General features: G+C 75.6%; 17 protein-coding genes. 5 read left to right on the plus strand and 12 right to left on the minus strand.

The window, feature by feature from the left end; translation table 11 throughout:
• Positions 1–23 precede the first annotated feature (23 nt).
• A complete protein-coding gene (locus ACTWQH_RS24980; protein WP_443288984.1) occupies positions 24–431 on the minus strand; it encodes an NUDIX hydrolase in 408 nt (135 codons plus the stop codon).
• Positions 432–493: 62 nt separating this feature from the next.
• Here ACTWQH_RS24980 and ACTWQH_RS24985 point away from each other — a divergent pair, with 62 nt between their 5' ends.
• A complete protein-coding gene (locus ACTWQH_RS24985) occupies positions 494–1177 on the plus strand; it encodes a nuclease-related domain-containing protein (protein WP_443288985.1) in 684 nt (227 codons plus the stop codon).
• Positions 1178–1192: 15 nt separating this feature from the next.
• Here the strand turns inward: ACTWQH_RS24985 and ACTWQH_RS24990 are convergent, their stop codons facing one another.
• Genes ACTWQH_RS24990 through ACTWQH_RS25000 form a run of 3 tightly spaced genes read right to left on the minus strand, consistent with a single transcriptional unit; the run spans position 1193 to position 3349 of the window.
• A complete protein-coding gene (locus ACTWQH_RS24990; RefSeq protein ID WP_443288986.1) occupies positions 1193–1579 on the minus strand; it encodes a VOC family protein in 387 nt (128 codons plus the stop codon).
• A gap of 9 nt (positions 1580–1588) precedes the next feature.
• The gene (locus ACTWQH_RS24995; protein ID WP_443288987.1) at positions 1589–2269 is read right to left on the minus strand and encodes a class I SAM-dependent methyltransferase; all 681 of its coding nucleotides are present in this window, start codon (positions 2267–2269) and stop codon (positions 1589–1591) included.
• Positions 2270–2272: 3 nt separating this feature from the next.
• Positions 2273–3349 carry a DUF2332 domain-containing protein gene (locus ACTWQH_RS25000; RefSeq protein WP_443288988.1) on the minus strand — a complete coding sequence of 359 codons (1077 nt, stop codon included), beginning with the start codon at positions 3347–3349 and terminating at the stop codon, positions 2273–2275.
• A gap of 159 nt (positions 3350–3508) precedes the next feature.
• On the opposite strand from ACTWQH_RS25000, the gene ACTWQH_RS25005 reads away from it, so the two are divergent.
• Both ACTWQH_RS25005 and ACTWQH_RS25010 read left to right on the plus strand, forming a co-directional pair.
• Entirely contained in the window at positions 3509–4183 is a 675-nt protein-coding gene (locus ACTWQH_RS25005) for a ThuA domain-containing protein (RefSeq protein ID WP_443288989.1), read from the plus strand.
• Positions 4180–4707, plus strand: coding sequence for an O-acetyl-ADP-ribose deacetylase (locus ACTWQH_RS25010; RefSeq protein ID WP_443288990.1), 528 nt, complete (start codon positions 4180–4182; stop codon positions 4705–4707). Before ACTWQH_RS25005 ends, ACTWQH_RS25010 begins: the two co-directional genes overlap by 4 nt.
• Positions 4708–4814: 107 nt before the next feature.
• On the opposite strand, the gene ACTWQH_RS25015 is transcribed toward ACTWQH_RS25010, so the two are convergent.
• The gene (locus ACTWQH_RS25015; RefSeq protein WP_443288991.1) at positions 4815–5861 is read right to left on the minus strand and encodes a questin oxidase family protein; all 1047 of its coding nucleotides are present in this window, start codon (positions 5859–5861) and stop codon (positions 4815–4817) included.
• Between the two features lie 128 nt (positions 5862–5989).
• On the opposite strand from ACTWQH_RS25015, the gene ACTWQH_RS25020 reads away from it, so the two are divergent.
• Positions 5990–6712 carry a B3/B4 domain-containing protein gene (locus ACTWQH_RS25020; protein ID WP_443288992.1) on the plus strand — a complete coding sequence of 241 codons (723 nt, stop codon included), beginning with the start codon at positions 5990–5992 and terminating at the stop codon, positions 6710–6712.
• 15 nt (positions 6713–6727) lie between these two features.
• On the opposite strand, the gene ACTWQH_RS25025 is transcribed toward ACTWQH_RS25020, so the two are convergent.
• The 7 genes from ACTWQH_RS25025 to rhaI form a co-directional block, all read right to left on the minus strand.
• A complete protein-coding gene (locus tag ACTWQH_RS25025; RefSeq protein WP_443288993.1) occupies positions 6728–7291 on the minus strand; it encodes a TIGR03086 family metal-binding protein in 564 nt (187 codons plus the stop codon).
• Positions 7292–7328: 37 nt separating this feature from the next.
• A complete protein-coding gene (locus tag ACTWQH_RS25030; protein WP_443288994.1) occupies positions 7329–7979 on the minus strand; it encodes a LutC/YkgG family protein in 651 nt (216 codons plus the stop codon).
• The gene (locus ACTWQH_RS25035; protein WP_443288995.1) at positions 7966–9459 is read right to left on the minus strand and encodes a lactate utilization protein B; all 1494 of its coding nucleotides are present in this window, start codon (positions 9457–9459) and stop codon (positions 7966–7968) included. The genes ACTWQH_RS25030 and ACTWQH_RS25035 overlap by 14 nt, the downstream gene beginning before the upstream one ends.
• Positions 9460–9555: 96 nt before the next feature.
• Complete coding sequence (locus tag ACTWQH_RS25040; RefSeq protein WP_443288996.1) at positions 9556–10308, minus strand: (Fe-S)-binding protein; 753 nt, start codon at positions 10306–10308, stop codon at positions 9556–9558.
• A gap of 9 nt (positions 10309–10317) precedes the next feature.
• Positions 10318–11808, minus strand: coding sequence for a rhamnulokinase (locus ACTWQH_RS25045; RefSeq protein WP_443288997.1), 1491 nt, complete (start codon positions 11806–11808; stop codon positions 10318–10320).
• Positions 11805–13871: a bifunctional aldolase/short-chain dehydrogenase gene (locus ACTWQH_RS25050; RefSeq protein ID WP_443288998.1), complete on the minus strand. Its 2067-nt coding sequence runs from the start codon at positions 13869–13871 to the stop codon at positions 11805–11807. The genes ACTWQH_RS25045 and ACTWQH_RS25050 overlap by 4 nt, the downstream gene beginning before the upstream one ends.
• A gap of 5 nt (positions 13872–13876) precedes the next feature.
• Positions 13877–15037, minus strand: coding sequence for an L-rhamnose isomerase (gene rhaI, locus ACTWQH_RS25055; RefSeq protein ID WP_443288999.1), 1161 nt, complete (start codon positions 15035–15037; stop codon positions 13877–13879).
• A gap of 179 nt (positions 15038–15216) precedes the next feature.
• Here rhaI and ACTWQH_RS25060 point away from each other — a divergent pair, with 179 nt between their 5' ends.
• Positions 15217–15537: an L-rhamnose mutarotase gene (locus ACTWQH_RS25060; protein ID WP_443289002.1), complete on the plus strand. Its 321-nt coding sequence runs from the start codon at positions 15217–15219 to the stop codon at positions 15535–15537.
• Positions 15538–15547: the final 10 nt, after the last annotated feature.

Here is a 15547-nt window from a genome sequence, read left to right on the forward strand (position 1 = left end):
GTCCCCATGCTAGCCGCACGGCGTCACACCAGGCGCCCCGCGGCCGCCAGGTCGTCGAAGACCGCGTGGTCCACCGGCGCCGTCCGGTGCCGGTCGGCCAGCCGCAGCCACGCGATCTCCTCGATCTCGCTGCTGGCCGTCAGCGTGCCCCGGTACGCCCCCGTGTAGCACGCCATCCGCACCAGGGTGCCCTCCGGGTGCCCGTCCGCCGGCGCCGTGTAGGTGCCCAGGTAGGCCACGGTGTCCGGCAGCAGCTCCACCGCCAGCTCCTCGCGCACCTCCCGCACCAGCGCCGCCACCTCGCCCTCGCCGGGGTCGACCTTCCCGCCCGGGATGTAGAACAGCTCCCGGCCCCGGGAACGCGCCCCCAGGATCCGTCCGCCCTCCAGGTGCACCCAGGCCACGGTGTCGATCAGCCGCTCCACTGCCATCTGCCTCCTGCACTCGCCTCGCGGGCCCGCCCGATGGTGTCATGGAGGTCTGGGGGTGTGCGATGGAGAACCCGGAGACTCCGGACCGGCAGCCCTACGGCGGCGGGCCGCTGTGGCTGCATCCCGACGACGACCTCGCGCCCAACCGGCCGGGCGAGACCCTCCACGGCCGGGTGGCGGCGCTCCCGGCGGGCCGCGCCCGGCGGCTGCGCGACCGGCTGCTGGCGCGCTCCCGCGAGGCCGGAGACCTGCGGGCCCGGCTGCTGGGCGAGCAGTTCGCCGGGGCCCGCCTCGACCGGCTCGCCGGCGTCGGCTGGCGGGTGCTGCACTCCGTCCCGCTGCCCGGCGCGCCCGACATCTCCCACCTGGCCATCGGCCCGGCCGGCGTGCTGAGCTTCCGCACCGTCTTCCACCGCGGCGCGCGGCTGTCCGTGGGCGGCGACACCGTGGAGGTCGCCCGGGCGGGACGCCGCCGCGCCGAGCCGTACGTCCGCACCTGCCGCCGGGACGGCACCCGCGCCGCCCACGCCCTGACCCGCGGCTGCGGCTTCCCCGTCGAGGTGCGGCCCGTGCTGGTCTGCGTCGCCGCCGCGCGGGTCGAGGTGGGCACCGGGCCGCGGGACGTGGAGGTGCTCGCCGAGCCGGAGCTGCCGTCCCTGGCGGAGCGCGGCGGGGTCCTCAAGCCCGACGTGATCGAGACGATCTACGGCGTGGCCCGCGACCGCCGCACCTGGCGGGGCGTGTGACCGCGGGCGGGTTCGTCAGCGCACCGAGGGGCGCACCGCCGGCTCCGGCGGCGGGGTGAAGACGCACAGCTCGTTGCCCTCCGGATCGGCCAGCACGTCCCAGTCGCGCTCCGCGTCCCGCCGCCTGACCATCCGCGCCCCCAGCGCCAGCAGCTCCTCGGCGTTCCCCCACAGGTCCAGGTGCATGCGGTTCTTCACCGACTTCCGCTCCGGCACCGGGTTGATCCAGATGAGCGGGCCCTGGCCGGACGGGTCGTAGATCGCCACCGGCCACTCCGGCGGCCACTCCTCGCCCGCGGGCGGTTCGCGCCTGACGTATCCCAGCGCGGCGCACCACCAGTCCGCGAGCGCCTGGTGGTCGTTGGCGTCCAGGGAGATGCTCTTGAAGCGCGCGGGAGGCATGCCGCGAGCCTAGGGCGTGCCCGGCGGGGGGCCGGGCGGGCGACACGCGCCGCCGGAGACGTGGTAGGCGGTCGGCGTCGGCGCGTCGGGGAAGCGGAACGCCCGCACCTCGCCCAGCTCGAACCCGGCCCGCCCGATCGCGGCCACCGTGTCGCGCCCGGTGTGGCAGCCGCCCATCAGCCGCGGCCACAGCGTGACGTCGAAGACCCGCTGCACGCGCCGCACGCCCACCGACGGCGCCCGCACGTGCTCCAGGAAACGCAGCACCCCGCCGGGCCGCAGCACCCGGTACGCCTCGGCCAGGGCCGCCCCCGGATCCGCGACCGAGCACAGCACCAGGCAGGCCACGACGGCGTCGCAGGAGGCGTCGGCCAGCGGCAGCCGCGCCGCGTCCCCGGCGACGACCGTCACCGGCACCGGGGCCGCCGTCGCCGCCTCGCGGCCCAGCCGCCGCAGCCGGGGCTCGGGCTCCACCGCCACCAGCCGCGCGACGCCGGGCGGGTAGTGGGGGAAGTTCCGGCCGTTGCCGGCGCCGATCTCGGCCACCTCGCCGGCCAGGCCCGCCAGCAGCGCGGCGCGGTGACCGGCCATGCCGCGCCGGTCCATCGCCGGGCTCAGCCGCGCGTAGCACCGGGCGAAGAACGGGTTGCCGCGCCCTGACCGCGGCCGCCTGCGCGCATCGAGTGTCATGGTTCAAGTCTGCGGCGCGAACGCCGGAAGACCGTGCGGACCGGCCGTCGCCAGCAGGCGCTCTGGCTCACCGGCCCGGTGCACGGCCAGCCAGAAGCGCTCCCTGCCCGCCGCCACGCGCGGCTCGAACGACACCCGCACGAAGCCCGCGCCGCCGTCTGCCGCCGCCGCCAGCCGGCCGAGCTCCGCCTCCACCCGCCGCCACTCCCCGGCCGGAACGTACTGCCGCATGATCGAGTGCCACACCACGGTCAGCGTGCCCGGCTCCAGCGTGATCCCCGCGAGGAACTCCGCCGCGCCCGCCGCCTCCACCGTGGCCGGCACCTTCGCCGCGACCCGCAGCGCCCCGTCCAGCCGGGCCCGGCGCTCCGGCTGGTCCGGCCACAGGTACGCGCGTAGCGCGAGCGAGCCGTCGGCCGACAGCGGGTCGATGGGCGCGGGATCGCAGCCGTGCCGCTCGACGATCCGCAGCGCCTCGTGGCGCGCCGCGCCCGCCCGCAGCCAGCCGGGCACCTCGCCCCGCCAGGCGTCCGCCAGCCGCACCGGCGAGTCGAGCGGGCCCCACGCGAAGTCCCCGCCCTCGTACCGGAACTGCTCCGCCCGCAGGTTCAGCCCCGCGCTCGACCCCAGCTCGAACAGCCGCACCGGCAGCTGCGCCGTGGGCACGGCGTACAGCAGCCCGGCCAGCAGCAGGTTGGCCCGGCCCACCTCGTTCGTCTGCGGCGGCCGCTCCAGCCACCGCCGCACCCACTCCGGGTGCCCGGCGACGGCGGCACGGAACGCGGGCCAGGCCTCGGCGGGGCGACCGGGGTCGAACGCCCCGCCGGCGCTGGGGTAGTGGGCCGCCAGCTCCGGGGCCCGCCCGGTCAGCGCCAGCGCGTGCACGCCGCCCAGCAGCCGCAGCGGCACCGCGTCGTCCCGCGTCGCGCGCTCGTGCCCCGCGATCGCCTCGGCGCACGGCCCGCCCTCCCGGATGTCCGCCGCCACGCGCCCGAGCAGCGCGGCGCACAGCGGAGAGCCCAGGCGGGCGCAGGCGGTGGCCTGCTGGTCGAAGGAACGGGCGGCCTGCTCGCGGTGCATGGTTACTCCTCACTCCGGCGAACGCCACAAGATCATGCGGCCTGACCCGCCCGTGGCGGAAGACGCGAGAACCCCCCGATCGTGGTAGCGGACAGCACGAATCCGACGCGATCGGGCACTGCTCCCGGGCGCGGGGCACCCCTCCTACGATGGGAACCCATGAACCCGCCCCGCATCGCCGTCTTCACGCGCACCACCGGTTACCGCCACGAATCGATCCCCGACGGCGTGAACGCCTTCCGCGAGCTGGGCGCCGCCCACGGCTTCGAGGTCGACGCCACCGAGGACCCCGGCGAGCTCGCCGCGTGGCTGCCGGGCTGCGCGGCCGCGGTGTTCCTGTCCACCAGCGGCGAGGTCCTCACCGAGGACAGCCGCCGCGCGCTGCGCGAACACCTCGCCGGGGGCGGCGGCTTCGTCGGCGTCCACGGCGCCGCCTGCACCGAGTACGACTGGCCCTGGTACGGCCAGGAGGCCGTCGGCGCGGTCTTCGACGGCCATCCCGCGCTCCAGCCCGGCGAACTGGCCGTGGAGGACCGCGACCACCCCGCCACCGCCCACCTCGGCGAGCGCTGGGCCTTCACCGACGAGTGGTACAACTTCACCGCCAACCCGCGCGGCCGGGTGCGGGTGCTGGCCACCGCCGACGAGACCACCTACGAGGGCGGCCGCATGGGCGCCGACCACCCGCTGATCTGGTGCCACGAGAACGCCGGCGGGCGCTCCTTCTACACCGCCCTCGGCCACACCCGGGAGTCCTACGCCGACCCCGACTTCCGCCGCCACCTCCTGGGCGGCCTGACCTGGGCCGCCCGCCGGCAGGAGCCGGCGGCATGACGGACATCACCCGGGTGCTGGGCGACATCACCGAGCAGCACGTCGACGCCGTCGTCAACGCCGCCAACTCCTCGCTGCTGGGCGGCGGGGGAGTGGACGGCGCCATCCACCGCCGGGGCGGCCCGGAGATCCTCGCCGAGTGCCGGCGCCTGCGGGCCTCCCGCTACGGGCGCGGCCTGCCCACCGGCCAGGCGGTCGCCACCACCGCCGGGCGGCTGCCGGCGCGCTGGGTGATCCACACCGTCGGGCCCGTCCACACCGAGGAGGAGGACCGCTCCGCGCTGCTGGCCTCCTGCTACCGCGAGTCGCTGCGCGTCGCCGCCGAACTGGGCGCCGCCACCGTGGCGTTCCCCGCCGTCTCCACCGGCGTCTACCGCTGGCCGCTGGCCGACGCCGCCCGCATCGCCGTGCGGGCCGTCCGCGAGACCTCCCGGGCCGGCGACTTCACCGAGCTGCGCTTCGTGCTGTTCGACCCGCGCGCCTACGAGGCGTTCGGCGAGGCGTTGGGGGAGGCGACGGCCTGACGCCGGGAGCGCCGCCCGCGCCGCCACCGTGAAGCACCGGGCATGAACGCTTCACCGATCCGTTCAGCTCCGCTGAGCGGTGCCGGCAGCCCGCCCGGGGGCGCGGGTCAGTAGGACAGCGGGTCGATCAGCTCGACCGCGCGCAGCGCCGCCGCCCCCGCCAGCCCGTCCTCCGGGTGCGCGGCGGCCACGTCCAGCGCCGTGTCCACCAGCTTGATGGCGTGCTCGTCCCCGTGCGCCGCCGCCCGCTCGAACAGCTCCTCCGCGCTCACCCCGCCGGGCTCCGCCGGCTCGCGCGGGCCGTCGCCCGGCGCGTACGCCGCGACCACCGCCGCGCTCGCCGACCACGCCGCCGACAGGCTCCTCGGCCACAGCTCCGGCGGCAGCGCGGGCAGCGCCCGCAGCACGGCGTTGGGCGCGGTCGCGGCGTGCACCAGCATCACCGGCTGGCCGTGCCCGTGCGTGGCGTAGTACCCGGTGGCCGCCCGCACCAGCTCCGCCAGCCGCTCCCGGGCCGCGCCGGAGTCCGCGCCCGGCGCCCCCTCGTCCCAGGCGGGCAGCCGGGTGATCTGACCCAGCCGGTGGTTGATGCCGCCCGACGGGTCCGGCACCCGCGGCACCGCCCGCAGCGCCTCGCCCGCCGGGCCCGGGGCGGCGGGCCGCGCGATCCCCGGCGGCAGCGGCTGGTGGCGCGCGGCCCAGTATCCCAGGCCGTGCGCCAGCTCCGCCAGGCGCGGCTCGTTCTCCCCGTCGCGCAGCAGCACCCGGACCGCGTGCCCCACCCGGATCACCGGATGGGTGGCACCGGCGGCGATCCCCGGCAGCAGCCTCGGCCACCACTCGGCCAGCACCGCGCGCCACGGCGCCTCGGCCAGCCGCTCCGCGAAGTACCCGGCCCAGTCCGCCAGATACCGCGGATCGCCCAGGGCCTCGCGCCAGTTCTCCCCGGTGACGCGGCCGTAGCGCCCGGGCCGCTCCTCCAGCCGCCGGGCGTAGGCGTCGACCCAGCGGTGCACGCGCGCCCCCTGTCCGCGCCGCACCATGGCCTCCACCGCCATCGGCCCGTGATTTGTCAGCCGGCCCTCGAACTCCGGCCCGGTGGCGTGCAACCGGCCCAGCGCCTCGTCCAGCGTTCCCGCTGCCCGTGTGTCCATGCGGCCGACGGTACGGATCCCCGGGCCGCCCGGTAACGGGCCCGGGACCGATCGGCCGGGCGACGATCGGACTAGGCCCCGGCCCCGGGTAAGCTGCGGTCGCCCGACGAGGAGAGAGCCAGGGGGCCATGACGAAACTGAGGGTGGCGGACGAGATCGGCGCGGCGTTCCCGCATCTGGCGGTGGCCGCCGTCGTCGCGACGGACCTCGAGGGCGGCGAGCCCTGGGAGGACGCCGAGGCGCTGCTCGCCGGCCTGGAGCGCGCGGCGGCGGCCGGCGGCTGGCAGCCGCCGGCCGAGACCGACCCGCTGCTCGCCTCCTGGCACGCGGCGTACCGGGCGTTCGGCACCAACCCGCGCCGCTTCCGTCCGAGCGTGGACGCCCTCGGCCGCCGCCTGGCCAAGTCCGGGCGGCTGCCGCGCGTCAACGCCGCCGTGGACGCCTACAACGCCGTCTCCCTCACCCACGGCGTCCCGGCCGGCGCCTTCGACCTGGCCGCCGTGCGCGGCGGCATCACCCTGCGGTTCGCCACCGGCGAGGAGACCTTCACGCCGCTCGGCGAGCCGGAGACCGCCGAGCCCGTCAGGGCGGGCGAGGTCATCTACGCCGATGAGAACGCCGACGGCCCGGCCGTCCTCACCCGGCACTGGAACCACCGCGACAGCGACCGCACCAAGGTCACGCCGGACTCCCGCCACGTCGTCTTCCTGCTGGAGACCGTGGACCCCGACGCCGGGCCCAAGGCCCTGGACCAGGCGGCCGACCAGCTCGCCTCGCTCCTCGGCCCGCGCGCCGGGAGCGTCGCCACGCACCTGCTCACGCCGGCCGGTCCGGCCGCGACCCTGGGCTGACCCTCGCGGGTGTTGTCAGGGCCGGCGGCCCAGCAGCGCGACCAGCCGGTCCTGCCGGCTCGCCGAGGCGGGCGTCTCCACCGGCGGATCGAACATGCCGAAGCCCTGCCAGGCCGGGACGGTGTCCTTGGCGTAGTCCCACACCAGCGCGACCAGCCCGTCGTCCAGGCGGTCGTCGGCCCCGATGCCGCGCGCCAGGTCCCAGGCGTGCACCGTGAGGTCGAGGATCATCTGCCGCAGGTACTCCTCGGCGGGCGTCAGGCCGCCGCTGGTGTGCACCCGGCCCTTCAGCGCGCCCGGCTCGTGGACCGCCTCGTGCGAGGCGGCCGCCGCCTCGTCCCAGGCCGCCACCGGGTCCTGGCCGAGCACGTCGCCGTCGTACCGGTCGCCGACCTCCTCCAGGGTCGCGCCCCGCAGCAGCCAGGGCGCCCACAGGTGCTCGCCGGTGAGGTGGTTGACCAGGTCGCGCACCGACCACTCGGTGCAGGGCGTGCCGTCGTCCCACTGGTCCCCCCGCACCCGGTGCACCCGCCGGCCGAACTCCTCCAGCCCCCGGTCGAACGCCTCCACAAGCTCCATACCGGCCACGATCTCACTCATCGCGGGTGCCGGCGACTCAGGTGGCCGGCCGCACGAGCACGACCTCCAGCGTGCGCGGCCCGTGCACGCCCTCGACCCGGTTCAGCTCGATGTCGCTGGTGGCCGACGGGCCCGAGATCCACGTCAGCGGCCGGTTCCGGTCCGGGGCCAGGCGCCGCAGCGCCTGCGGCACGGAGTCCACGACCTGGTCCGGGACGCGCACGACGCAGACGTGGTGGTCGGGCACGAGGGTGACGCGCCGCCGCCCCTGGCCGGGCCCGCCGTCCAGCACCAGGGTGCCCGTCTCGGCGATCGCCACCGCGCAGCCCGTGACCACGCTGTCGACCGCGTCCAGCTCGCGCGGGGTGAGCCCGGCCTCGTCGGCCACCCGGCGTACATCCCCGGCCTCGGCCAGCCACCCGGCGGGCAGCCCGTCCGGCACCAGGACCCGGCGGGCCCGGCGTTGCGTCAGCAGCCGCGCGATCAACGCCGGGAGGCCCGCCTCGTCGGTGTGGTGCACCTGCGCCCGGTAGTCGGCCAGGTGGTCCGCCAGCATCGCGACCGCGTCGGCGGGGGAGTGGCTGTCCAGGTAGTCCCGCGCCACCGGCACGTCCCGCGGCGACTCCCCGCGCGGCACGTCCGCCAGGGCCCGCCGCACCCGCGCCAGCACCTCCTCACGCCCGCCCATCGCCGGTCCCTCCCGCCGCGCCGCCGCGCGTGCGCCGCCACCAGTCCCGGAACGACTCGGCCGGCACCTCCGGCAGCTCCCGCGTCGCCGACCACGCCCGGCCCGGCCCCGGCAGCCGCCGCGGATGCAGCCGCCGCGTCCGCGACGCCAGCCGCTGCCCCGTACGCCACGCCCCGGGATGGTCCAGCGTCCAGCGGGCCGCGCGCATCGCCGCCCGCTCCGCGGCGTGCCCCTTCGCCGGCCGGATCACCCGCTTGCCGCCGCGCACCGTGACCTCGCCGCCCTCCACCACCCGCTCCCGCAGGTGCACCAGGACCTCCGGGATGTCGATGGCGACCGGGCACACCTCGTAGCAGGCGCCGCACAGCGACGAGGCGTACGGCAGCGACGCGTCCAGCTCCGTGCCCACCCCGCGCAGCTGCGGCGTGAGGATCGCGCCGATCGGCCCGGGATACGCCGAGCCGTACGCATGGCCCCCGGCCCGCTCGTACACCGGGCACACGTTCAGGCAGGCCGAGCAGCGGATGCAGCGCAGCGCCTGCCGCCCCACCACGTCCGCCAGCGCGTCGGTGCGCCCGTTGTCCAGCAGCACCAGGTGGAACTCCCGCGGCCCGTCGTCGTCCGCCGTGCCCGTCCACATCGAGGTGTAGGGGTTCATCCGCTCCGCCGTGGAGGAGCGCGGCAGCAGCTGCAGGAAGACCTCCAGATCCCGCCAGGTGGGCACGACCTTCTCGATCCCGACCACCGAGATCAGCGTCTCCGGCAGCGTCAGGCACATCCGGCCGTTGCCCTCGGACTCCACCACCACCAGCGTGCCCGACTCGGCCACCATGAAGTTCGCGCCGGAGACGCCCACCTTCGCGTCCAGGAACTTCTGCCGCAGGTGCAGCCGCGCCGCCTCCGCCAGGTCGGCGGGCGCATCGGTCAGGCCGTCGGGCGCCGGGCGGCCCCAGTCCGCCATGCGCTCGGCGAAGATCTCCCGGATCTCGCCCCGGTTGCGGTGGATGGCCGGCACCAGGATGTGGGAGGGCAGGTCGTCGCCGAGCTGCACGATCAGCTCCGCCAGGTCCGTCTCGCTGGCCCGGATCCCGGCCGCCGTCAGGGCCTGGTTGAGCCCGATCTCCTGCGTTGCCATGGACTTGACCTTCACCACCTCCCGCTCGCCCGTCGCCAGCACCAGCCGGGTGACGATGCGGTTGGCCTCGCGGGCGTCGGCCGCCCAGTGCACCCGGCCGCCCGCCGCGGTGACCGAACGCTCCAGCTCCTCCAGGTAGTGGTCGAGGTGACGCAGCGTCCGGTCCTTGATCGCCGCGCCCGCCGCCCGCAGACCCGCCCAGTCCGGCAGCTCGGCCACGGCCCGGGCGCGCTTGTCGCGGATGGTGTGGGTGGCGTGCCGCAGATTGCCCCGCAGCCGCTCGTCCGCCACGGCCGGGGCCGCGGCCTCCGGGAACGCCGGCATGCCCAGATACGTGCCGCTCACTGTGCCCGTCCGTTCGCTTCTGCGATCGCGCGGCAGTGCGCGGTCATCGCGGTCGTCCGCGACCCGGCAGCCGCGCGCTCGTCGCTCACCGTGACCTCACCAGGGACGCTCCTTCGTGCTGGCCAGGATCTCCGCGATGTGCACCGGACGCACCGGCGACCCCGTGCGGGCCAGCGTGCCGCCGATGTGCATCTGGCAGGAGTTGTCCACCGTGCAGACCGCCTCCGCGCCGGTGCCCGTGATGTTCCGGGCCTTGTCCGCGCCCATCGCCGCCGACACCGCGGCGTTCTTCACCGCGAACGTGCCGCCGAAGCCGCAGCACTCCTCCGCGCCCGGCAGCTCGATCAGGTCCAGGCCCTTGACCTGCCCCAGCAGCCGCCGCGGCCGGTCACCCAGAGCCAGCATCCGCAGCCCGTGGCAGGTGGGGTGGTAGGTGACGGTGTGCGGGTAGTACGCCCCGACGTCGGTCACGCCGAGGACGTCCACGAGGAACTCCGTCAGCTCCAGGGTGCGCGGCACCACCGAGGCCGCCGCCTCGGCCAGCTCCCCGCCCCGGCCCTCCTCCGCCGCCTTCGCGCCGATCCGCGGATAGTTCTCCCGCACCATCGCCGCGCAGGAGCCCGACGGCGTCACGATGTGGTCAACGCCGCGGAACGCCCGCTCGAAGCGGCGCACCAGCGGCTCCGTCTCGTGCCGGTAGCCGGTGTTGAAGTGCGGCTGCCCGCAGCAGCTCTGCTCCCCGGGGAACTCCACCCGCACCCCGAGCCGCTCCAGCAGCGCCACCACCGCCTGTCCGGTGCGCGGATAGAGCGCGTCGTTGACACAGGTGACGAACAGCGCGACCCGCATCGTCGCACCTCACCCCTTCCCGCCGTCGGCGATCCGGGCCGCCGCCCGGTCCCACGCCGCGCGGTCGCCCGAGGGCTCATGGTGCCGCAAGCTCTGCGTTTCGCGCAGCAGCGAGCGCATCTCGGCCAGCCCACCGCCCACCGGGCCCGCCGCCCGCGCCTGCACCAGCACGTTCCCCAGCGCCGCCGCCTCCGCCGGGCCGGCCACCACCGGCAGGCCGCACGCGTCCGCCGTCAGCTGGCACAGCAGCTCGTTGTGCGCGCCGCCCCCCACGACGTGCACCACCCTCACCTCCCGGCCCGACAGCCGCTGCGCGTCCACCACCGCCCGGCGGTGCGCCAGCGCCAGCGAGTCCAGCACGCACCGCACCGTCTGCGCCGGGTCCCCGGGCTCCGGCTGGCCGCCGGCCCGGCACGCCGCGGCGATCCGCTCCGGCATCCGCCCCGGGGCGAGGAACGCCGGGTCCCCGGCGTCCACCACCGACCGCAGCGCGGGCCGCCGGGCCGCCTCGTCCAGCAGCTCGCCCAGCTCGCACCGCAAGCCCGCCGCCTCCCACTCCCGCAGGCACTCCTGCAGCAGCCACAGCCCCATGATGTTGCGCAGGTAGCGCACCGTGCCGTCCACGCCCAGCTCGTTGGTGAAGTTGGCGCGCCGGGAGTCCTCCGTCAGCACCGGCGCGTCCAGCTCCAGGCCCGCCAGCGACCACGTGCCGGTGGCGATGTACGCGAAGCCCGCGCCCGCCGCCGGCACCCCCACCACCGCCGAGGCGGTGTCGTGCGAGCCGACCGCCCACACCGGCACCGGCCCCGGCAGACCCGTCTCCTCCAGCACCTCCGGCAGCAGCCGCCCGGCCGGATCGCCCGGCCCGCGCAGCGGCGCGAACAGGCCCAGGTCGACGCCGAGCACCTCGGCCACCGGCCGCGCCCAGTCGCCGGTCCGCGGATCGATCAGCTGCGTGGTGGAGGCGTTCGTCAGCTCCGTGCCCGCCTCGCCCGTCAGCCAGTACGACACCAGGTCCGGGATCAGCAGCAGCCGCCGCGCCGCCGCCAGCTGCGGGCTGCCCTCGGCGGCGGCCAGCTGGTAGATGGTGTTGAACGGCAGGTGCTGCAGCCCCGTCGCCGCGTACAGCTCCTCGGGCGGCAGCCGCTCCCACACCCGCTCGGGAACGCCGCCGGTCCGCTCGTCCCGGTAGTGCACCGGGTTGCCCAGCAGCGCGCCCGAGGCGTCCAGCAGGCCGTAGTCCACCGCCCAGGAGTCGATGCCGACGCCCGCCAGGCGGCCCCCCGCCGCCTGCCCCGCGGCCCGCAGCCCCTCCAGCACCCCCCGGTACAGCGCCAGGATGTCCCAGTGGAGGGTGCCGCCGGCCCGCACCGGATGGTTGCCGAAGCGGTACGCCTCGCGCAGCGACAGCGTGCCGCCGCCCGCGAACGCCAGCATCACCCGCCCGCTGGACGCCCCCAGATCCACGGCGGCGAACGGCCGGGCGCCCGGCGCGGTCACCGCAGGAACGCCGCGGCCACCCCGGCGTCGACCGGGATGTGCAGCCCCGTGGTGTGGCTGAGGTCGCCGCTGGTCAGCGCGAACACGGCGTTCGCGACGTGCTCCGGCAGCACCTCCCGCTTCAGCAGCGTCCGCTGGGCGTAGAACTCGCCCAGCCTCTCCTCCTCCACCCCGTAGACCGCCGCCCGCTTGGCGCCCCAGCCGCCCGCGAAGATGCCCGAGCCGCGCACCACCCCGTCCGGGTTGATGCCGTTGACGCGGATGCCGTGCTCGCCCAGCTCGGCCGCCAGCAGCCGCACCTGGTGCGCCTGGTCGGCCTTCGTCGCGCCGTACGCGATGTTGTTCGGCCCGGCGAACACGCCGTTCTTCGACGCGATGTACACGATGTCGCCGCCCAGGCCCTGCTCGGTCATCACCCGCGCCGCCTCGCGCGACACCAGGAACGACCCGCGCGCCATGATCGCGTGCTGCAGGTCCCAGTCGGCCGCCGTCGTCTCCAGCAGCGGCTTGGAGATGGAGATCCCGGCGTTGTTCACCACCAGGTCGACGCCGCCGAACGCCAGCAGCGCCTCCTCGAACCCCGCGGCGATCTGCTGCTCGTCGGTGACGTCCACCGTGACCGCCACCGCCTTGTCCGGGCCGCCCAGCTCCTCGGCGACCTCGGCGGCGGCGCCCGCGTTGACGTCGGCGACCACCACGCAGGCGCCCTCGGCGGCCAGCCGCCGCGCGGTCGCCCTGCCGATGCCGGAGCCGGCGCCCGTCACCAGCGCGATCCGCGTCGCGAGGGGCTTCGGCGCGGGCATCCGTCGCAGCTTGGCCTCCTCCAGCTCCCAGTACTCGATGCGGAACTTCTCCGACTCCTCGATGGGGGCGTACGTCGAGACCGCCTCCGCGCCGCGCATCACGTTGATGGCGTTGACGTAGAACTCGCCCGCCACCCGGGCGGTCTGCTTGTCCTTGCCGAAGGAGAACATGCCCACGCCCGGCACCAGCACGATCGCCGGGTCGGCGCCGCGCATCGCGGGGGAGCCGGGCGTCGCGTGCCGCTCGTAGTAGGCGCGGTACTCCTCGCGGTACGCCGCGTGCAGCTCCCTCAGGCGCGCCGCGGCGTCCTCCAGCGGCGCGGAGGGCGGCAGGTCAAGCACCAGCGGCCGGACCTTGGTGCGCAGGAAGTGGTCCGGGCAGGAGGTGCCCAGCGCCGCCAGCCGCGGGTGCCCGGTGCGGGAGAGGAAGTCCAGCACCACCTCGGCGTCGGTGAAGTGGCCCACCTGCGGCCGGTCGGCCGACGCCAGCCCGCGGATCACCGGCGCCAGCGCGGCGGCCCGCGCACGGCGTTCGCCCTCCGGCAGCGGCGCGAACCCCTCCCGCACCGGCCCGAACGGCTCCGGACGGCCGCGCTCGGCCAGGAACGCCTCGGCGGTGCGGATGATGTGCAGCGAGTTCCGCTCGCACTCCTCGCTGGTCGCTCCCCACGCCGTGATGCCGTGGCCGCCCAGCACGCAGCCGATCGCCTGCGGGTGCGCCTTCTGCACGGCGGCGATGTCCAGCCCGAGCTGGAAGCCGGGGCGCCGCCACGGCACCCACACGACGCGCTCGCCGAAGCACTCCTTGGTCAGGGCCTCGCCGTCCGCGGCGCAGGCCAGCGCGATGCCGGAGTCGGGGTGGAGGTGGTCGACGTGGGCGGCCTCGACCAGGCCGTGCATGGCGGTGTCGATCGACGGGGCCGCCCCGCCCTTGCCGTGCAGGCAGTAGTCGAACGCCGCGACCATCTCGTCCTCGCGCGCCACCCCCGGGTAGACCTCGGTGAGTGCCCGCAGCCGGTCAAGACGCAGCGCCGCCAGGCCCTCGGGGCGCAGCGTGCCGAGGTCGCCGCCGGAGCCCTTGACCCACAGCAGCCGGACCTCGCCGCCGGTGACGGGGTCGGTCGCGGTGCCCTTGGCGGAGGTGTTGCCGCCGGCGTAGTTGGTGTTCCTCGGGTCCGCGCCCAGCCGGTGGGAGCGGTCCAGCAGCTCGGCCACGGCCGGGTGCCGGCGTTCCGCCTGGTGGTGTGCCTGTTCCGTCATCGCGCTCACGCCCCCCAGCCGGCCTGCCGGCCGCCCTTGCGGTCCTCCGTGATCGTCTCCGCCCAGCCGGAGCGGCGGTAGGCCGCGATCGGGTCGGGGTCGATGCCGATCTCCTCGCGCAGCTCGGCCAGCAGCGGCCGCACGTCGGTGTTGTAGGCGTCCATCAGCACGGCGTTGGCCCCCAGCACGTCGCCCTCGGCCTGGGCGGCGGCCAGCGCCTCGCGGTCCACCAGCAGCGCCTTGGCGGTGGCCTCCTGCACGTTCATCACCGAACGGATGATGGCCGGGATCTTCGGCTCGATGTTGTGGCACTGGTCGAGCATGAACGCCACCTCCGGGCCGTACCCGCCGCCGCGCACCACCTCGTACATGATGCGGAAGAGCTGGAAGGGGTCGGCCGCGCCGACCATCAGGTCGTCATCGGCGTAGAAGCGGGAGTTGAAGTCGAAGCCGCCGAGCTTCCCCTCGCGCAGCAGCAGCGCCACGATGAACTCGATGTTGGTGCCGGGGGCGTGGTGCCCGGTGTCCACCACGACCTGCGCCCTGGGGCCGAGCCGGAGGCAGTGGGCGTAGGCGGTGCCCCAGTCGGGCACGTCGGTGGTGTAGAAGGCGGGCTCGAAGAACTTGTACTCCAGCAGCATCCGCTGGTCCTCGCCCAGCCGCTCGTAGACGGCCGAGAGGGCCTCGGCGAGCCGGTCCTGGCGGGCGCGGATGTCGTCCTGGCCGGGGTAGTTGGTGCCGTCGGCGAACCACAGCTTCAGGTCGCGGGACCCGGTGGCGTCCATGATGTCGACGCACTCCAGCAGGTGGTCCAGGGCCTTGCGCCGCACGGCGGCGTCGGGGTGGCAGACGCTGCCGAGCCTGTAGTCGTCGTCCTGGAAGACGTTGGAGTTGATGGCGCCGAGCTTCAGCCCGCGCTCCTCGGCGTACTTGGCGAGCGCCGCGTAGTCGTCGACCCGGTCCCACGGGATGTGCAGGGCGACGCTGGGCGCGGCGCCGGTGTGCTTGTGCACCTGTGCGGCGTCGTCGAGTTTCTCCCGTGGGTTGCGCGGCACCCCCGGCTGCGCGAACACCTTGAAGCGGGTGCCGGAGTTTCCGTAGGCCCACGACGGGGTCTCGATGGCCTGCGAGGTCAAGGCCGCCTTGAGGGCGGGGGGGACGGTCATGCGATCAGGGCTCCCTGAACACCGAATGTGAATCGTTTCACCTACTCGACGCTAAGAGTGCCGGTCACGTGCTGTCAAGGGAGCGGGGGGTGCTCTGCGATCTTGACGCCGTGGGACCGGCTGGTTAGCTTGCGAGCTGCCATCGGGGTGAATCCTTTCAGAAGGGGTGTGTGGGCACCATGCAGCGGGTCTGCTTTCTGCTGAAGGTCCGCGCGGACCGGCTCGCGGAGTACCGGCGCCGCCACGAGGCGGTGTGGCCCGAGATGCTCGACGCCCTCAGCGCCGCCGGCTGGCACAACTACTCCCTCTTCCTGCGCGAGGACGGCCTGCTCGTCGGCTACCTGGAGACCGAGGACTTCTCCGCCGCCCAGCGGGCGATGGCGGCCACCGAGGTCAACGCCCGCTGGCAGGCCGAGATGGCCGGCTTCTTCGAGTCGCTGGACGGCGCCCGCCCGGACGAGGCGATGACGCCGCTGACGGAGGTGTTCCACCTCGCGTGACCCGCCACCC

The organism is Streptomyces sp. 6N223 (genome assembly GCF_052246635.1).
Taxonomy (GTDB): domain Bacteria; phylum Actinomycetota; class Actinomycetes; order Streptomycetales; family Streptomycetaceae; genus Streptomyces.